Below are 17,486 nucleotides of genomic sequence, written 5' to 3'. Positions count from 1 at the left end.
GGCAGCTTGCAGCCAATTGCAGCACTGCGCAGCGCGTAAATCTGACTACAAAACAATAGCTATCAGCGCTTTCACACTCAGCGCCAGAACCACTTTTGATCGAAGATTTACTTTGCCACGGTCAAAAACACCCACTTGCGATCCCAGTTCTTGCGGCCCAGGTACTTGATGGCAAACGCATAGCGCCCCGGGGGCAGAAAATCCTGCGTGAGGGTTTCCTGCTGCGTCACCACGGGCTGGCCATTCACGCGCACGCTTTGCTGCGCTACCAGCTCCGATTCGCTCTCCAGATCTTGGCCGTCGAGGGCATAGACGGTGACATCGGGCTCTTCCTTCTCATCGCCCACCAGCGGCAAACCCAGCGTGTTGGCGCGGGTTTCCACGTCCAGCGCGAGCGTGCCTAACACGGGTTCGCGCACGATCCAGTGCACGTCACGCACATTGCTGTTCAGCGTCTGGAGCAGGGCCTTGAGCTTCTCGAATTCGGCCTTGTCGGCAATCACCTCCACCGGCTTGCCGCCGATGGTCGCGTCAAAGCAGCGGCCAATGCGGTGCACACAGGGCAGGCGCTCAGAAAAACTCGCATACGACGGGGGCGGCACCTGCTGCGCCGCAGCGGGCAGTGCCATGGCCGCCAGGGCCACCACCAGCGCCCAACGCGCGCCCGCGAATGGCGTCGTCACAGACGCACCGGAATGCCGCGCTCGGCCATGCGGGCCTTGGCCTGGCCCACGGTGTATTCACCGTAGTGGAAGATGCTGGCGGCCAGCACCGCGTCGGCACCACCGGTCTGGATGCCGTCGGCCAGGTGATCGAGGTTGCCCACACCGCCCGACGCGATCACGGGCACGCTCACCGCATCGCTCACTGCGCGGGTCAGCTCCAGGTCAAAGCCTGCCTTGGTGCCGTCGCGGTCCATGCTGGTCAGCAGGATTTCGCCCGCACCGCGCTGTGCCATCTCCGTGGCCCAGGCGATGGCGTCCAGGCCAGTGTTCTTGCGCCCACCGTGGCTGTACACGTCCCAGCCCGCACCCACGGGCTGGCCGTTGGCGCCCAGGCGCTGCGCATCCTCGGCCGAGCGGCGCTTGGCGTCGATGGCCACCACGATGCACTGAGCACCGTACTTGGCAGACACGGCGTTGATGACGTCAGGGTTGGCAATCGCGGCCGAGTTGAAACTGGTCTTGTCGGCGCCCGCATTGAGCAGCCTGCGCACGTCTTCCACAGTGCGCACGCCGCCACCCACGGTGAGTGGAATGAACACCTGGCTGGCCACGGCCTCGATGATGTGCAGGATGAGGTCACGGCCATCGCTGGTGGCGGTGATATCGAGGAAGGTGAGCTCGTCAGCGCCCTGCGCGTTGTAGCGCGCGGCAATTTCGACCGGGTCGCCTGCGTCGCGCAGCTCGACGAAATTGACGCCCTTGACCACACGGCCTCCGGTGACGTCAAGACAGGGAATGATTCGTTTTGCGAGCATGTCAGTGAGCGATTCGTTGATTAGGCGCTACCGAGGCCAGCAGACGCCGTGGAACTGACTTCGCCAGGCCACTGGCGTCGTCCCCGGGGGGAAGCGGCGAAGCCGCTCAGGGGGTGATCGGTTTCAGCCGTTCAGTTCGTCGGCACGCGCTTGCGCCGCAGCAAAGTCGAGGTCGCCGCTGTAGATGGCACGGCCGCAGATCACACCTTCGACGCCTTCGCTCTCCACCGCGCACAGCTGCTCGATATCGGTCATGTTCGACAGCCCGCCCGAGGCGATCACGGGGATGCTCAAAGCCTGGGCCAGCTTCACCGTAGCGTCGATGTTGATGCCCGAGAGCATGCCGTCGCGGCCGATGTCGGTATAGATGATGGATTCGACGCCCCAGCCCTCGAACTTCTTGGCCAGGTCCACGACCTCGTGGCCGGTGAGCTTGCTCCAGCCGTCGGTAGCGACCTTGCCGTCCTTGGCGTCGAGCCCCACGATGATGTGGCCGCCGAAGGCGCTGCAGGCGTCTTTGAGGAAGCCAGGGTTCTTCACGGCCGCTGTGCCGATGATCACGTAGCGCAGGCCGCCGTCGATGTATTTCTCGATCGTGTCCAGGTCACGGATACCCCCGCCAAGCTGCACAGGAATGTCGTCGCCCACCTCTTTCAGGATGGACTTGATGGCGCTGTAGTTCTTGGGCACGCCCGCAAACGCACCGTTCAAGTCCACCAGGTGCAGGCGGCGTGCACCGGCATCCACCCATTTGCGCGCCATGGCGGCGGGGTCTTCACCAAAGGTGGTGGATTGGTCCATATCGCCTTGTTTGAGGCGTACGCAGTGGCCGTCTTTGAGGTCGATGGCGGGGATGAGCAGCATGGTGGTGAAGTTCGGGTGAAAAAGGGCGAGACACAGCTCGGCCCGAACGGGTGGCGGTTAAGGGATCAGGGATTCCAGTGCAGAAAATTGCGGTACAGGGCCAAGCCATGCTCCGCGCTTTTCTCCGGGTGAAACTGGGTCGCAAAAATATTATCGCGTGCAATGGCGGCGGCGAACAAACCGCCGTAGTCCGTTTGCCCTGCGCAGTGGGCAGGATTTTGCGGCACGGCGTAGAAACTGTGCACAAAGTAAAAGTAGCTGCTGTCCGGCACGCCAGCCCACACCGGGTGCACGCCACCGCCGTGGTGGGCGTGGGGCATCTGCCGCACCTGGTTCCAGCCCATCTGGGGCACTTTGAAGCGGCTGCCGTCAGGCTGGGTGCGGCCTGCCAGGTCGAACTTGAGCACGTCGCCAGGGATCAGGCCCAGGCCCGGCGTATCCCCCTCGGCGCTATGGTCCAGCAGCATCTGCATACCTACACACACGCCGAACATTGGCTTGGAGGCAGCGGCTTCGAGCACCGATTCCTGCAGGCCGGACTCGCGCAGCTCGCGCATGCAGTCGGGCATGGCGCCCTGCCCTGGCAGCACGATGCGCTGGGCGGCGCGCACGTCTTCGGGGCGCTGGGTGACGACCACGGTCCAGCCCGTGCCCTCGGCGGCGGCCTGCACGGCCTGCGACACTGAGCGCAGGTTGCCCATGCCGTAGTCCACGACCGCCACTGTTTTTGCTTCCATATTCATAGCTACTAGCGCTTATCCATCAAGCGATAGCGCCTGATTTAACCCAAAATTTCACAACGAACCCTTGGTGGAGGGGATGACACCGGCCGAGCGCGGATCGCGCTCCAGCGCCGCGCGCAGCGTGCGTCCGAACGCCTTGAAGATGGTCTCGCACTGGTGGTGTGCGTTGACGCCCTTGAGGTTGTCGATGTGCAGCGTGACGCCCGCGTGGTTCACAAAGCCCTGGAAGAACTCGAACACCAGTTGCGTGTCGAGCTGGCCGATGCTGCCGGCCGTGAACTTCACATCCATGTGCAGCCCGGGGCGACCCGAGAAATCCACCACCACACGCGACAGCGCTTCGTCCAGCGGCACATAGGCATGCCCGTAGCGGCGGATGCCCTTCTTGTCGCCCACGGCGCGCGCAAAAGCCTGGCCCAGCGTGATGCCCACGTCTTCCACGGTGTGGTGGCCGTCGATGTGCAGGTCACCCTCGCAGTCGATGTCGAGGTCGATCAGCCCATGGCGGGCGATCTGGTCGAGCATGTGGTCGAAGAAGCCGATGCCGGTGTGCAGCTTCGCCTGGCCGGTGCCGTCGAGGTTGATGCGCACACTGATGCGCGTCTCGGCGGTGTTGCGGCTGACCTCGGCGATGCGGTCGGCCATCGGGTCGGCCGATGGGGCGGAGGGTACAAGTGCGGAGGAAGTCATAAGGAGGCTTGGAGTGCGGCCAGCATCTGCGCGTTGTCTTCGGCATTGCCTACCGTAAGACGCAGGCAGTTGGCCAGCAATGGGTGCATTGTAGAAACGTTCTTGACGAGCACCTTGCGGTTTTTCATGCCCTCGTAGGCCTTGGCGGAATCCGCCACACGGATCAGCACCATGTTGGCCTCGCTGTCCCAGCACTTTTCGACACCCGGCATCTGGCGCAGGGCTGCGATGAGCGTGGTGCGTTCGGCACGGATTTCCGCCGCCTGGGCGGCGAAAACCTCGGCGTGTTCCAGAGCAAACAGGGCGGCTTCGCAGTTGAGCACGCTCACGTTGTAGGGCGGGCGCACCTTGTCGATCTCGCTCACGAACGCCGAGGGCCCGATGAGGTAGCCCAGGCGCACGCCTGCGAGGCCAAACTTGCTGAGCGTGCGCATGAGCAGCACGTGCGCGTTGCGCGCGGGCTCGGCGCGCATGCGGTCGATCCAGGTGCGGCTGGCAAAGGGCTGGTAGGCCTCGTCCATGACCACGATGCCGCCCTGTGCGCCCGCTGCGTCGATGATGCGCTGCACCGCGCCCTCGTCCCACAGCGTGGCCGTGGGGTTGTTGGGGTAGGCGATGTAGGTGATGGCGGGGTTGTGCTGCGCGATGGCGGCCAGCATGGCGGGCTCATCCAGCTCGAAGTCGGGCGTGAGCGGCACGCCGACAAAGTCCAGGCCCTGCAGCTGCGCAGACAGCGGGTACATCACAAAACCCGGCATGGGCGCGAGCATGGTGGCGCGCTGGCCCGTGCCGGGCTGTGCGCAGGCCAGGGCCAGCAGGGTGATGAGTTCGTCCGAGCCATTGCCCAGCACCACGCCGTAGCCCTCGGGCATCCCGGCGTATTTCGCGAGCGCCGCCTTCAGGTCCAGCAGGCGGTCGCCGGGGTAGCGGTTGAGCGCCACCGCGCCCAGGCGCTGGCCCAGCGCGGCCTGGAGGTGCGCGGGCAGGCGGAACGGGTTCTCCATCGCGTCCATCTTGAGCATGCCGGTGGAGGGCTGCACGCCGTAAGCGTGCATGGCGCGCACGTCGGGGCGGATACGGGCCAGGGCTTGGAGAGGAGACGACGCAGGAGTAGTCATTCGGTGGTGTCCAGTTCGTTGGGGGTGACAAGAAAAGGGTTGATCGGCCGCACGGCGTCCATCGGCTGGTCGTGTGGCAACGCTTCGGTGAGCAGGTAGCGGCAGCCCTGCTGATGGGCGGACGAGAGGATGAGCGCATCCCAGTAGCCCAGGCGGTAGCGGTCCTGCAGGTCCCAGGCGCCGTCGACGGTGTAGGAATCGAGGTGCGGCGGCAGCCACACGCGCAGGCGGCGCACCTGGGCGCGCACCTGCTGCAGCACGTGGGGGCCATCAAAACGCTGGATGGCCTGGTTGTACAGCTCGTTGAGCACCTGCGAGCTGATGCGGCCGCTGCGCGTCTGCCAGCAAAAGCTGATCCATTCGCGCGCCCGCGCCTGGCGCTCTGCATCGCGGTCGTCCACGCTGGCGAGCAGGATTTCGGTATCGACAAAGATGGGGACGGTGGCCATGCGTTTTGCCCGGTTCAGCGCAGAAACAGGGTTTCGCGCGGCACATAGGGCCCGCTCGAAGCACCCCAGCTTTCAAAACTCAGCGCCTCGCGCATGGCCTGGGCGTAGGCGTCTTCCTGGCGCATCTTTTCGGCCAGCCATTCACCGAGCAGGCGGGACACGCTGCTGCCGCGCTTGGCGGCTTCCACGCGCACCCATTCGGCAACGGTGTCGTCCATGGTCACGGTGATGTTTTTCATGGATTAAATATTACACGAACTTCGTGTACCACGAACTTCGTGTTGATTAAAACACCACATTCAAGCTGCCTTGCGGGGTGCCCCGCTTTGCAGCATCTGGCACGCCATGTCACCCACGGTGCGCAGCGCCTCCAGATGGGCAGGCGACCAGTCGCCGCCCACGCCAATGCGCAGGCAGTTGCGGAACCGCCCGCTGGCGCTGAACACCGTGCCGGGTGCGATCAGGATCTGCCGGGCCAGGCAGGCCTCGTGCAGTTGCACGGAATCGAGCGCGCGCGGCAGCTCCAGCCACAGCAGCAGGCCGCCGGGCGGGTCACTCACGCGCGTACCCTGCGGGAAGTGCGCGGCAATCACATGGCGCACCTCATCCATGCGCGCCGCCACGGCCGCACGCAGCTGGCGCATGGCGGCGGCGTGGCCCGTCTGGGTGATGAGGTCGGCCAGGGCCAGCTCCAGCACGGCGGACTGGCCGCCCGCCTGCAGGTCCTTGATGGCGCGCAGCTTGTCGGCCCAGCGGCCGGCCTCCAGCCAGCCCAGGCGCAGGCCCGGCGCCAGCGTCTTGGAGAACGAGTCGCACAACATCACATGGCCGGTGGTGTCGTACGACTTGACGGTGCGGCGCATCTCGTCCACCTCGACCAGGTCGTTGTAGATCGCGTCCTCGATGACCGCCATGTCGTACCGCGCCGCCATCTGCACCAGGCGCTTGCGCTCGGCCTGGGGCATGCAGCTGCCCAGCGGGTTGCTGAGCGTGGGCACCACCATGACGGCCTTGACGGGCTGGGTGTCCAACGCCAGTTGCAGCGCATCCAGCGAGAGACCGTTGCGCGGGTGGGTGGGAATCTCCAGCGCCTTGAGGTGCAGGCCCTGCAGCACCTCCAGAAACGAAAAATGCGTGGGCGACTCCAGCGCCACCACGTCGCCCGGCTGCGTCACCGCGCGCAGGCACAGCGCAATGCTGTCCATGCAGCCCCCGGTGATTACGATGTTCTCGGGGTCCAGGCTGCAGCCCAGGCTGACGGTATAGCGCGCCAGCGCACGGCGCGCGTCCTCATGGCCCGACGAACCGGGGTAGGTGCACAGCAGGTTGCGGTGACGCTGTGCGGCGCGCACCACGGCGCGGCGCACGCGGTCGGGGTTGAACAGCTCGGGGCCGGGCGTGCCGCTGCTGTACGAGATCATGTCCACCGGCTGGTTGCGCCCCAGGATGCGCTGGCCCAGCCAGTCCACCGAGACCTCGCGCGGGCGGCGCATCGGGCGCGGTGTGCTGGGCTCGGGCAGGCTCACCGGCCGCGCCGCCACAAAAAAGCCGGAGCGCGGGCGCGCGGTGATCAGGCGCGCATCTTCGAGCCAGTGGTAGGCCTGCACCACCGTGGTCTGCGCCACGCCGTGCTGGCGGGCCAGTTCGCGCACCGAAGGCAGCTTTTCGCCGCGCGCGAGCGTGCCATTGCGGATCAGCTGCCCGAGTTGCTCGGCAATCTGGAGGTACAGCGGAGGTGCGTCATCGGTGGCCATGCTGCATTCTGTACTGGCCCTCTGGTCGACAGACAGTACAGAGGCATCCCAGTACGACCAGTACAGATGGGTTGGTTTGCTGTTCTGTACTGGCCCAGATTGTGCAGGCCTGTGGCTGGTGGCGCATCGCAGGTGGCCGCACAGTGAAGGCATGAACACGCTGCACACCCCCACCCCACCGTCGCCCGCACTGCCCAGCCAGCCTGCGGTTCCTCTCACGCTGCAATGGAAGCGCCAGCCGCTGCCGCCCTTGCAGGCTGTCCAGGTGCTGGACTTCCGCGCAGGCGACATTGCCCTGCTCGAAGTCGAACAAGGCCGCGTCTGGGTGACCTGTGATGGTCTGCTGGAGGACTATTTTCTGGAGGCCGGCCAGCGCCTGTCCTTCACCGGACCCGTGCGACTGCGGGTCAGTGCCGAAGGCCACCGGCCCGCGCGGCTGAACTGGGCACAACACCGGGCGGTGGCAGGAGCCGCCTGTCCGCCTGCACCCGCCGCATCTCAGCCCAAGGCGTCGGCACCCACACAGGGTGCCCTGCCCCGGGGGGCGATCAGCGCGGCTTAGCTCCAGCTTTGAGCCGCATCTCGGCCGCCTGCGCGTGGGCCTGCAAGCCCTCGCCGTAGGCCAGCTCGGCGGCGATGGTGCCCAGCACCTGGGCACCAGCTTCGCTCACTTCGATGATGCTGCTGCGCTTCTGGAAGTCGTACACGCCCAGCGGGGAGGAGAAGCGTGCCGTGCCGCTGGTGGGCAGCACGTGGTTGGGGCCTGCGCAGTAGTCGCCCAGGCTTTCGGAGGTGTAGGCCCCTAGAAAGATCGCTCCGGCGTGGCGCAGCAAAGGCTCCCAGCGGTGCGGGTCAGTGCTGCTCACTTCCAGGTGTTCCGGTGCGATGCGGTTGCTGATGGCGCAGGCTTCTTCCATGTCCTTGGTGAGGATCAGGGCGCCCCGGCCGGTGAGGCTCTTGGCGATGATCTCGGCGCGCGGCATGGTGGGCAGCAGGCGGTCGATCTCGCGCTGCACGGCGTCGAGGTAGGCGGCGTCAGGGCACAGCAGGATGCTCTGCGCCAGCTCGTCATGCTCGGCTTGGCTGAAGAGGTCCATGGCCACCCAGTCGGGCGGTGTGGTGCCATCGGCCAGCACCAGGATTTCGCTCGGGCCCGCGATCATGTCGATGCCCACGGTGCCGAACACGCGCTTCTTGGCGCTGGCCACATAGGCGTTGCCGGGGCCGGTGATCTTGTCCACCTTGGGCACGGTGGCCGTGCCGTAGGCCAGCGCGGCCACGGCCTGGGCGCCGCCGATGGTGAAGGCGCGGGTCACACCGGCCACGTAGGCGGCTGCCAGCACCAGCTCGTTGCGCTCGCCCCGGGTCGACGTGCCCTCACCTGAGCCGCCGGTCGCCACGCTGCCGCGTACGGGCGTGGGCACCACCATGATGATTTCCTGCACTCCCGCTACGTGGGCCGGGATGGCGTTCATCAGCAGGCTCGACGGGTAGGCGGCCTTGCCGCCGGGCACGTAGATGCCCACGCGGTCCAGCGGCGTGACCTTCTGGCCCAGCAGAGTGCCGTCCTCGTCGCGGTAGCTCCAGCTCTCTCCCGACGCCTTCTTCTGCGCCTCGTGGTAGCTGCGCACGCGCTTGGCGGCTGCCTGCAGCGCTTCGCGCTGGGCCTGGGGGATGGCGTCAAACGCGGCCTTGAAGTCGGCCTGGGTCAGCTCCAGCGCGGCCATGTTCGGTGCCGAGAGGCCGTCGAAGCGGGCGGTGTATTCCAGCACCGCCGCATCGCCGCGCTTTTGCACGTCGGCCAGGATGTCGGCCACGCGCTGCTCGATGGCCGCGTCGGTGTCGGCAGACCAATGCAGGCGGGCTGCAAAATCAGCCTCAAAAGTGGCCGCAGCGGTGGACAGACGGGCGGGAGCAGCTACCAAAGTCATAGTGCGTTCTACGGTGGGTTCAGTTCTTGGGGGCAGGGATGGCCGAAGCAAACGCATCAATGATGCGGCGCAGCGGTGCCTGCTTGAGCTTGAGCGCGGCCTGGTTGACCACGAGGTAGGAGCTGATGTCCATGATGCGCTCCACCTCCACCAGATGGTTGGCCTTGAGCGTGTTGCCGGTGGACACCAGGTCCACGATGGCATCGGCCAGGCCCGTGAGCGGCGCCAGTTCCATGCTGCCGTAGAGCTTGACCATGTCGACATGCACGCCCTTGGTGGCAAAGAAGTCACGCGCAATCGACGTGTACTTGGTGGCGACCTTCAGGCGCGAGCCCTGCTTGACAGCGCGCTCGTAGTCAAAATCATTGCGCACGGCAACGCTCACGCGGCACTTGGCAATCTGCAGGTCCAGCGGCTGGTACAGCCCCTGGCCACCATGTTCAATGAGCGTGTCCTTGCCGGTCACGCCGATGTCGGCACCGCCGTATTCCACATAGGTGGGCACGTCGGTGGCACGCACCAGCACCACGCGCACGTTGGGCTGGTTGGTGGGCAGGATGAGCTTGCGCGACTTTTCGGGGTCTTCCAGCACCTCGATGCCTGCGGCGGCCAGCAGCGGCAGGGTTTCGTCAAAGATGCGGCCCTTCGAAAGCGCCAGGGTGATCATGTTGCTGCTCATGCTTTTACTCGTTCGATGTCGGCGCCAATGCCGCGCAGTTTGGCTTCCATGCAGTCGTAGCCGCGGTCCAGGTGGTAGATGCGGTCCACCACGGTTTCGCCGTCGGCCACCAGGCCGGCAATGACGAGGCTGGCGGAGGCGCGCAGGTCGGTGGCCATCACGGTGGCGCCGGACAGGCGGGGCACGCCTTCGATGACCGCCACCTTGCCATCGGTCTGGATCTTGGCACCCAGCCGCACCAGCTCATTGACATGCATGAAGCGGTTTTCAAAAATTGTCTCGGTCACCGTGGCCGTGCCCTGCGCAATGCAGTTGAGCGCCATGAACTGGGCCTGCATGTCGGTGGGGAAACCCGGGTACTCGGTGGTGCGAAAGCCCTGTGCCTTGAGCGTGGCGCCGCCCGCGCTTTGCACGCGGATACCGCCCTCGACCGCTTGCACAGTGGCACCGGCCTCACGCAGCTTTTCGATCACCGCATCCAGGTGGTCGGCGCGGCCATGGCGCAGCATCACATCACCGCCCGTGGCTGCCACAGCGCACAGGAAGGTGCCAGCCTCGATGCGGTCAGCCACCACGCGGTGGGTGCAGCCATGCAGCTTGTCCACGCCCTGGATGCGGATGCGGCTGGTGCCGTGGCCTTCGATCTTCGCGCCCATGGCGATCAGCATCTCGGCCAGGTCCGAAATTTCGGGCTCTTGCGCGGCGTTTTCCAGCACCGTCTCGCCTTCGGCCAGCGCAGCGGCCATGAGGAAGTTCTCGGTGCCCGTCACCGTGACCATGTCGGTGGTGATGCGCGCGCCCTTCAAACGCGTCCAACCCGCAGGCAGCTTGGCGATCATGTAGCCGTGCTCGACCACGATCTCGGCGCCCATGGCGGCCAGGCCCTTGATGTGCTGGTCCACCGGGCGCGAACCGATGGCGCAACCACCGGGCAGCGACACCGTGGCCTCGCCAAAGCGGGCCAGCAGCGGGCCCAGCGCCAGCACCGAGGCGCGCATGGTCTTGACCAACTCGTACGGCGCCTCGGGCGTGTTGAGCGCACTGGCGTCGATGCTCACCGTGCCGTCGTCGGCGCGCTCTGCGGTCACGCCCATATTGCGGATGAGCTTGAGCATGGTGCTCACATCCTGCAGCTGGGGCACGTTGAGCAGGGTCACCGGGTCGGCGGTGAGCAGCGCGGCACACAACTCCGGCAAGGCGGCGTTCTTGGCGCCAGAGACCAGCACCTCGCCTTGCAAGGTGCGTCCGCCGCGAATCAGGAGTTTGTCCATCTCTATCTAACAACCAAAATATGAATGAAAATGGCCCTTAGCGCTTATCTATCAAGCGTTAACAGCTATCAATAAATGAGTACCTAGGCAGGCAGCGTCACTGCGCTTGCGCCGCCCACTCGGCGGGGGTGAAGGTCTTCATCGACAGCGCGTGAACTTCATCCGTATGCATTTTCGCGCCCAGAGTGGCGTACACGCGCTGGTGGCGTTGGATGGCGCGCTTGCCCTCGAACTCGGCCGAGACGATGGTGGCGTACCAGTGGCGCCCATCGCCCTCCAGCGTGATGTGTTCGCAGGCCAGGCCGGCGGCGATGATGTCTTTGAGTTGGTCAGCGGTCATGTTGGGCTCGGAATCAGTTGCGAATTTTGTAGCCGGTGCGCAGCAGGTGGACGGCGAGAAAGCTCACGGCCAGCCAGGCGATGCCCACGATGCTGAGGCTGAGCCAGGGCGAGGTGTCGCTCTGGCCGAAGAAGCCATAGCGAAAACCATCGATCATGTAGAAAAACGGGTTCAGGTGGCTCACGGTCTGCCAGAACGGGGGCAGCGACTGGATGGAATAGAACACACCCGAGAGGAACGTCATGGGCACGACCACGAAGTTCTGGAACGCGGCGAGCTGATCAAACTTGTCGGCCCACAGCCCCGCAATCAGCCCCAGCGTGGCCAGCAGGCCCGCCCCCAGCACCGCAAACACCAGTATCCACAGCGGCGCCGCAAACTCTGGCCGCGCAAAAGCCAGCGTGACGATGAACACACCCAGCCCCACCACCAGCCCGCGCACCATGGACGAGCCCACATAGGCCACAAACCAGGCCCAGTGCGACAGCGGCGTGAGCAGCACAAACACCAGGCTGCCCATGATCTTGCTCTGGATCAGGCTCGACGAGCTGTTGGCAAAGGCGTTTTGCAGCACGCTCATCATCACGAGGCCGGGCACCAGAAAGGAGGTGTAGCTGATGCGGTCGTAGACCTTGACGTGGTCTTCGAGCACGTGACCGAAGATCAGCAGGTACAACACGGCCGTGAGCACCGGCGCGGCAACGGTCTGGAAGCTGACCTTCCAGAAGCGCAGGACTTCCTTGTAGAACAGGGTCTGCCAGCCGGTCATAGCGCGACACCTTCGAGTGGGATGTTGGACGCAGATGTACCGGACATCACCTGCAAGAACACATCCTCCAGGTCCGGCCTGCGGATCTCCATGTCATGCACCTCCACGCCCGCTACGCGTAGCGCTGCCAGGTGGCTTTCGATCTCTGCGGCATCGTGCGCGGGCAGTTGCACGATACGACCGGTGACACGCGCCGCCATCGCCAGGGCGGGTGGCAAAGCCGCATCGGTCTTGAACTGCAGGATGCTGCCTGAAGCCGCCTGCAGCAGTTCGCTGGTGCGGTTCAGCGCCACGATCTGGCCGGACTTGAGCATGGCAATGCGGCCACACAGGGCTTCGGCTTCTTCCAGGTAATGCGTGGTCAGCAACACCGTGTGGCCTTCCTTGTTCAGGCGCGCGACAAAGTGCCACAGCGTCTGGCGCAGCTCCACGTCCACGCCAGCCGTTGGTTCATCGAGCACGATGATGGGCGGCTTGTGCACCAGCGCCTGCGCCACGAGCACGCGGCGCTTCATGCCGCCCGACAGTTGCCGCATGTTGGCGTTGGCCTTGTCGGTAAGGCCCAGGTTCTCCAGCAGCTCGTCGATCCAGGCGTCGTTGTTCTTCACGCCGAAATAGCCGGACTGGATGCGCAGCGATTCGCGCACATTGAAGAAGGGGTCGAACACCAGTTCCTGCGGCACCACACCGAGCTTGCGGCGCGCCTCGGCGAAGTCGGCCTGCACGTCGCTGCCCTGCACCAGCACACGGCCGCTGCTGGCGCGCGCCAGGCCCGCGAGGATGCTGATCAGGGTGGTCTTACCGGCACCGTTGGGGCCGAGGAGTCCGAAGAACTCGCCCTCCTCAATGTCCAGGTTGACCTGGTTCAGTGCCTGAAAAGGGCCTTTGGGCGTGGCAAAGGTCTTGGAGATGGCTTGGAAGGAGACTGCGGGCATGAAGCCCCTGATTTTACGGCCTTGCCCCGAACAGCGTTATGGCGGAGGGTATGCACCCTCAGGACACGGGCGTGAGCAAGGTGCCAACGCCGTACAAGCCCGCCATGCCGCGCAGCGCCGTGGGCAACCCCTGCACGGCAAAGGTCTTGCCCACGGACAGCGCCTCACGCCGGCATTCCAGCAGCACGGCCAGGGCCGAGCTGTCAAACACCGTCATCGCGCTCGCATCCACCACCACACCACTTTCACGGTGCACGCGCAGCCCCTGCAGAAGCATCTGCAGGCAGGCCGTGGCCTGGCGGTGGGTCAGCTCGGGGGGGAGAACCAGCATGGAGGGGGCTCAGCCCTTGGCGGTGGAGTTGGCTTTGTTGCGCGCAGCCAGGGTCTCGATCAGGCCATCAATGCCCTTGGCGTTGATCTCCTGGGCAAACTGGCCCCGGTAGGTTTCCACCAGCCAGACACCCAGCACATTCAGGTTGTAGATCTTCCAGCCAGCGCCATCGCCAGGGGTTTTTTCGAGGCGGTAGTCCAGCTGAATGGGGTCGCCACGGCCCACGATTTCGGTACGCACCAGCACGTCCTTGTCTTCGGGCGCAGCGCGCAGGGGCTTGACCTGGATGCTTTGGTCGTTGACCTGCGCCAGCGCACCCGCATAGGTGCGCACCAGCAAGATCTTGAACTCGTCCTGCAGGCGTTTTTGCTGCTCGGGCGTGGCCTGGCGCCAGCCTGGCCCCACGGCAGCGGCAGTCATGCGGCGAAAGTTGACGTTGGGCATCACGGTCTTGTCCACCAGCGCGATCACCTTGGTCAAGTCGCCGCCCTGAATCGCCTTGTCGGACTTCACAGTGTTGAGCACGTCGGTGGACAGGCGCTTGATCATCGCGTCCGGCGCTTCGTCTGCCGCCAGAGCGGCCAGCGGCAAGCCCAGCGACGCCACGGCGGCAGCACACAGTGCCAGGTGGCCCAGGGAACGTCGGTTCATCATGTCCTCTATCCTCTACTTTCTCATTCAGTCATGAGCCGCCATCCGGCATGCCCGTGTTGCATTGTGGTGGCCGCAGAAACAACGCATGCGTCGCGGGCGTTGCGGTGTGCAAGCAAGTGCAACACGATCGCCCGCGCTATGGCCGCTATCGGCGGGCAGCCCTCTGGAAATCACCTCAACGGGGAGGCTCTTGCGGCAATACGCCGTCGTTGCCGTCTTTGCCGTCCGAGTCCTTGCTGTTCTGGGGCTCACCAGCCTGGCTGCGCACCTGCAGGAAAACGTCCCGCGTGAAGCTGTACTTGTCCAGCGCGGCACTGTCGAGGACGGAGCTTGCCCGCAAAAGATTGGCGCGCGTGTCCACCACCCGCAGTGCATACAGCGTGTTCCGGGCCGAGACCGGGTCCACATAGCTCACCACGTTGCCCTTCATGTCCACCGGCAGCGCAAAGGTGTCGCGCACCGTGGACGGACCGAGAACCGGCAGCACCAGGTATGGGCCGGTTCCCACGCCCCATCGGCCCAGCGTCAGGCCAAAGTCCTGCTTGTAGCGGTCTATGCCCAGCTCGCTGGCGATATCCAGCACCCCGCCGAGACCCATGAAGGTGTTGACATTGACGCGCATGAACGTCGAGGCGGCGGCCTCCGCGCGCAGCTGCAGCACGTTGTTCACAAACGACCAGACATCGCCGATGTTGGCGAAAAAGTTGCTCACCCCCGTGCGCACGGGGGCGGGCGCGATGTCCTGGTAGGCAATCGCTACCGGCTTGAGCACCATGGCATCAACTTGCTCGTTGAAGTTGGTCATGCTCCGGTTGTAGGATTCCAGCGGATCACGCGGGTCAGGATTGGCCACGGTGGCACAGCCCGAAAGCAGCGCACCGGCCAACAGCAGCGCCGAACCGCCCAGCGCACGTGGCAAGCCCTGCTGCTTGGAGCCGGTGGGCAGGGTGGTTGTTTCAAAGTTCTTCATTTCTTGTCACCTGCCCCTGCGGGCTTACCGCCGTCTTCGGCTTTGCTGTAGAGAAACTGTCCAATGAGGTTTTCGAGCACCACGGCAGACTGGGTCGCGGTGACCATGTCGCCCGCAACAAGGTTCTTCTCGTCCGCCCCGGCCTCAATACCGATGTACTGCTCACCCAACAGGCCGCTGGTGAGAATCTTGAGTGAGCTGTCCTTCGGGAAAGCGTAGCGGTTTTCCATCGCCAGCGTCACCCGCGCCTGGTAGGTCTTGTCGTCGAACGTGATGGACTCCACACGCCCGACCACCACGCCCGCACCGCGCACCGCAGCCTGGGGCTTGAGCCCGCCGATGTTGTCAAAACGCGCCGTGATGCGGTAGCCGGACTGGAAATTCAGGCTCAGCAAATTGGCGGACTGGAGCGCCAGAAACACCAGCGCCACGGCCCCCAGCATCACGAACAGCCCAACCCAGAGATCGTTTTTGGAGCGTTGCATTGTTTATTTCCTCTTCACTGCCAGCATCGCCAGCCTCAGATACTGAACATCAGGGCCGTGAGGACGAAGTCGAGCCCCAGCACGGCCAGGCACGCCATCACCACGGTGCGCGTGGTGGCACGCGACACGCCCTCGGGCGTGGGCTTGGCAGTAAAGCCCTGCAGCAGTGCCACAAAGGTGACGGCAACACCGAACACCACGCTTTTGAGCACCCCATTGCCCACGTCTTTCCAAACGTCCACGCCGCCCTGCGTCTGGCTCCAGAAAGCGCCGGGATCGATGCCGATCATGAGCACGCCCACGCTCCAGCCACCAATCACCCCCACCGCACTGAACACCGCCGCCAGCAGGGGCATGGTGATCACGCCGGCCCAGAAGCGGGGCGCCAGAATGCGCTGGACGGGGTCCACCGCCATCATTTCCATCGCGCTGAGCTGCTCGCCAGCACGCATCAAACCAATCTCGGCCGTCAGCGACGTGCCCGCCCGCCCTGCAAACAGCAAGGCGGTGACCACGGGCCCCAGCTCCCGCACCAGCGACAGCGTGACCAGAAGACCCAGCGCTTCTGCTGAACCGTAGCGCTGCAGCGTGTAATACCCCTGCAGCCCCAGCACCAGCCCTACAAACAGGCCGGACACTGCGATGATGGCCAGCGAGTAGTTGCCCAGAAAATGCACCTGGTCGCGCACCAGCGAAGGCCGCATGAAGGTGGCACCCACCATCCGCACCAGCCGTACAAAAAGACGCGCGCCCATGCCAATGTCGGCCAGCTTTTGGCGCACGGCAAAACCGACATCGGAGGGGTTGTACCAGCTCACCGTGCACGCCCTCCCACAGGTCCGAAGTCCTGCACCTCGTCAGGGCCAGGGTAATGAAAGGGTACCGGACCTGTGGGCAAGGCATTGACAAACTGGTGGACCAGGGGGTCCGTGCTGGCACGCACCTCATCTGGCGTGCCCTGAGCAGCCACCACGCCAGCCCCGAGGATGATCACGTGGTCTGCCAGCCGGAAGGTTTCCTCCAGGTCGTGCGAGACCACGATGCTCGTGAGGCCCATTGCATCATTGAGCTGGCGGATCAGCTGCGCCGCCGTACCCAGGGAAATGGGGTCCAGCCCCGCAAAAGGCTCGTCATACATGACCAGCTCCGGGTCCAGCGCAATGGCACGGGCCAGAGCCACCCGCCGGGCCATTCCCCCCGAAATCTCGCTGGGCATGAGATCACGTGCGCCGCGCAGGCCCACGGCATGCAGTTTCATGAGGACCACGTCGCGGATCAGCGCTTCGGAAAGGTCGGTGTGCTCCCTGAGCGGAAAGGCCACATTCTCGAAAACACTCAGGTCAGTGAACAACGCCCCGAACTGGAACAGCATCCCCATCCGGCGACGGACGGCGTACAAGCCAGACGCATCAAGGCGACCCACGTCCTGCCCATCAAACAGGACTTCACCGCCCGAAGCCCGCTGCTGCCCCCCTATCAGGCGCAGCACCGTGGTCTTGCCCCCACCGGAGGCACCCATCAGCGCCGTGACCTTGCCACGCGGCACGGTCAGCGAAACGTCGCGCAGGATGTCGCGGTCTCCGTAGGAGAACGTGACATTGCGCAGTTCGGCAAGGAGGGAGGGGTCAGGCATGCAAAAAAGATTCAGGATTCCGGGTCATCAGTCACCACACAGTGATTCCTCGGGCCGCAGGAAGCCGCGATGGTAGCTCAAGATGCAAACATACATACATGTATGTTTGCATCTTGAAGCATCTGCATCATGAGATGGATGGTGGCTCAGACGCCATACAACCCCGGATTGACAGAACCCTCGATTGTGCCAATAAAGATGCGCAGACGTGGAAGGCGGGGCCATCCACCTGGACTGGCGGGCGCGCGCCGGGTCCAGTCGGTGGCCTCGCCCAATAATGCGTCCGCAGCCCCTCCCCTCCCAACTTCCAGCGGCATATCCACCGATCGCCTTACGCCCTGACCAACCCGCCATGAAAAACGGCGCCGCAGCGCCGTTTCGATTGCATGT

22 protein-coding genes are annotated in these 17,486 nt (G+C 64.8%); 1 reads left to right on the top strand and 21 read right to left on the bottom strand.

The window, feature by feature from the left end:
- Positions 1–107 precede the first annotated feature (107 nt).
- The 9 genes from ACSQ22_RS17360 to ACSQ22_RS17320 form a co-directional block, all read right to left on the bottom strand.
- Positions 108–683: a hypothetical protein gene (locus tag ACSQ22_RS17360; RefSeq protein WP_306553170.1), complete on the bottom strand. Its 576-nt coding sequence runs from the start codon at positions 681–683 to the stop codon at positions 108–110.
- Positions 680–1,480 carry an imidazole glycerol phosphate synthase subunit HisF gene (hisF, locus tag ACSQ22_RS17355; protein ID WP_121422436.1) on the bottom strand — a complete coding sequence of 267 codons (801 nt, stop codon included), beginning with the start codon at positions 1,478–1,480 and terminating at the stop codon, positions 680–682. Before hisF ends, ACSQ22_RS17360 begins: the two co-directional genes overlap by 4 nt.
- Before the next feature lie 123 nt (positions 1,481–1,603).
- Positions 1,604–2,344, bottom strand: coding sequence for a 1-(5-phosphoribosyl)-5-[(5-phosphoribosylamino)methylideneamino]imidazole-4-carboxamide isomerase (gene hisA, locus ACSQ22_RS17350; RefSeq protein ID WP_436131044.1), 741 nt, complete (start codon positions 2,342–2,344; stop codon positions 1,604–1,606).
- 65 nt (positions 2,345–2,409) lie between these two features.
- Complete coding sequence (gene hisH, locus ACSQ22_RS17345; protein ID WP_055399227.1) at positions 2,410–3,087, bottom strand: imidazole glycerol phosphate synthase subunit HisH; 678 nt, start codon at positions 3,085–3,087, stop codon at positions 2,410–2,412.
- 51 nt (positions 3,088–3,138) lie between these two features.
- A complete protein-coding gene (hisB, locus tag ACSQ22_RS17340; protein ID WP_015012685.1) occupies positions 3,139–3,777 on the bottom strand; it encodes an imidazoleglycerol-phosphate dehydratase HisB in 639 nt (212 codons plus the stop codon).
- Positions 3,774–4,895 (bottom strand): histidinol-phosphate transaminase, encoded by a 1,122-nt coding sequence (gene hisC / locus ACSQ22_RS17335; protein WP_121422433.1) that lies wholly within the window; start codon positions 4,893–4,895, stop codon positions 3,774–3,776. Before hisC ends, hisB begins: the two co-directional genes overlap by 4 nt.
- A complete protein-coding gene (locus ACSQ22_RS17330) occupies positions 4,892–5,344 on the bottom strand; it encodes a PIN domain-containing protein (RefSeq protein ID WP_056060234.1) in 453 nt (150 codons plus the stop codon). The genes hisC and ACSQ22_RS17330 overlap by 4 nt, the downstream gene beginning before the upstream one ends.
- A gap of 14 nt (positions 5,345–5,358) precedes the next feature.
- Positions 5,359–5,583 (bottom strand): CopG family transcriptional regulator, encoded by a 225-nt coding sequence (locus ACSQ22_RS17325; protein ID WP_069103652.1) that lies wholly within the window; start codon positions 5,581–5,583, stop codon positions 5,359–5,361.
- 60 nt (positions 5,584–5,643) lie between these two features.
- Positions 5,644–7,098: a PLP-dependent aminotransferase family protein gene (locus ACSQ22_RS17320; RefSeq protein ID WP_436131043.1), complete on the bottom strand. Its 1,455-nt coding sequence runs from the start codon at positions 7,096–7,098 to the stop codon at positions 5,644–5,646.
- A gap of 151 nt (positions 7,099–7,249) precedes the next feature.
- Here ACSQ22_RS17320 and ACSQ22_RS17315 point away from each other — a divergent pair, with 151 nt between their 5' ends.
- Complete coding sequence (locus tag ACSQ22_RS17315) at positions 7,250–7,660, top strand: DUF2917 domain-containing protein (RefSeq protein ID WP_108497075.1); 411 nt, start codon at positions 7,250–7,252, stop codon at positions 7,658–7,660.
- Here the strand turns inward: ACSQ22_RS17315 and hisD are convergent.
- The 12 genes from hisD to ACSQ22_RS17255 form a co-directional block, all read right to left on the bottom strand.
- Positions 7,647–9,029 carry a histidinol dehydrogenase gene (gene hisD / locus ACSQ22_RS17310; protein WP_436131042.1) on the bottom strand — a complete coding sequence of 461 codons (1,383 nt, stop codon included), beginning with the start codon at positions 9,027–9,029 and terminating at the stop codon, positions 7,647–7,649. The two genes, ACSQ22_RS17315 and hisD, sit on opposite strands and share 14 nt — an antisense overlap.
- Positions 9,030–9,048: 19 nt before the next feature.
- Positions 9,049–9,708 carry an ATP phosphoribosyltransferase gene (hisG, locus tag ACSQ22_RS17305; RefSeq protein ID WP_436131041.1) on the bottom strand — a complete coding sequence of 220 codons (660 nt, stop codon included), beginning with the start codon at positions 9,706–9,708 and terminating at the stop codon, positions 9,049–9,051.
- Positions 9,705–10,979, bottom strand: a complete 1,275-nt coding sequence (gene murA / locus ACSQ22_RS17300) for a UDP-N-acetylglucosamine 1-carboxyvinyltransferase (protein WP_436131040.1) — start codon at positions 10,977–10,979, stop codon at positions 9,705–9,707. The genes hisG and murA overlap by 4 nt, the downstream gene beginning before the upstream one ends.
- A gap of 97 nt (positions 10,980–11,076) precedes the next feature.
- Positions 11,077–11,319, bottom strand: a complete 243-nt coding sequence (locus ACSQ22_RS17295) for a BolA family protein (RefSeq protein WP_010462096.1) — start codon at positions 11,317–11,319, stop codon at positions 11,077–11,079.
- Between the two features lie 13 nt (positions 11,320–11,332).
- Positions 11,333–12,088, bottom strand: a complete 756-nt coding sequence (locus ACSQ22_RS17290) for an ABC transporter permease (RefSeq protein ID WP_436131039.1) — start codon at positions 12,086–12,088, stop codon at positions 11,333–11,335.
- Entirely contained in the window at positions 12,085–13,023 is a 939-nt protein-coding gene (locus tag ACSQ22_RS17285) for an ABC transporter ATP-binding protein (RefSeq protein ID WP_055399246.1), read from the bottom strand. The genes ACSQ22_RS17290 and ACSQ22_RS17285 overlap by 4 nt, the downstream gene beginning before the upstream one ends.
- Before the next feature lie 58 nt (positions 13,024–13,081).
- On the bottom strand, positions 13,082–13,354 hold the full coding sequence (locus tag ACSQ22_RS17280) for an STAS domain-containing protein (protein ID WP_055399248.1): 273 nt from the start codon (positions 13,352–13,354) through the stop codon (positions 13,082–13,084).
- A 9-nt stretch (positions 13,355–13,363) separates the two neighbouring features.
- The gene (locus tag ACSQ22_RS17275; RefSeq protein ID WP_055399250.1) at positions 13,364–14,008 is read right to left on the bottom strand and encodes an MlaC/ttg2D family ABC transporter substrate-binding protein; all 645 of its coding nucleotides are present in this window, start codon (positions 14,006–14,008) and stop codon (positions 13,364–13,366) included.
- Positions 14,009–14,183: 175 nt separating this feature from the next.
- Positions 14,184–14,978 carry an MlaA family lipoprotein gene (locus ACSQ22_RS17270; RefSeq protein WP_436131038.1) on the bottom strand — a complete coding sequence of 265 codons (795 nt, stop codon included), beginning with the start codon at positions 14,976–14,978 and terminating at the stop codon, positions 14,184–14,186.
- Complete coding sequence (gene mlaD / locus ACSQ22_RS17265) at positions 14,975–15,463, bottom strand: outer membrane lipid asymmetry maintenance protein MlaD (protein ID WP_121507448.1); 489 nt, start codon at positions 15,461–15,463, stop codon at positions 14,975–14,977. Before mlaD ends, ACSQ22_RS17270 begins: the two co-directional genes overlap by 4 nt.
- Before the next feature lie 35 nt (positions 15,464–15,498).
- Positions 15,499–16,281 (bottom strand): lipid asymmetry maintenance ABC transporter permease subunit MlaE, encoded by a 783-nt coding sequence (gene mlaE / locus ACSQ22_RS17260; protein WP_055399256.1) that lies wholly within the window; start codon positions 16,279–16,281, stop codon positions 15,499–15,501.
- On the bottom strand, positions 16,278–17,096 hold the full coding sequence (locus ACSQ22_RS17255; protein WP_121422427.1) for an ABC transporter ATP-binding protein: 819 nt from the start codon (positions 17,094–17,096) through the stop codon (positions 16,278–16,280). The genes mlaE and ACSQ22_RS17255 overlap by 4 nt, the downstream gene beginning before the upstream one ends.
- Positions 17,097–17,486: the final 390 nt, after the last annotated feature.

It is taken from the genome of Acidovorax sp. LjRoot38 (assembly GCF_964252975.1).
Lineage (GTDB): Bacteria > Pseudomonadota > Gammaproteobacteria > Burkholderiales > Burkholderiaceae_C > Acidovorax > Acidovorax facilis.
Note: the sequence above shows the minus strand (reverse complement) of the source record. Positions and strands in the feature narration are given on the sequence as shown.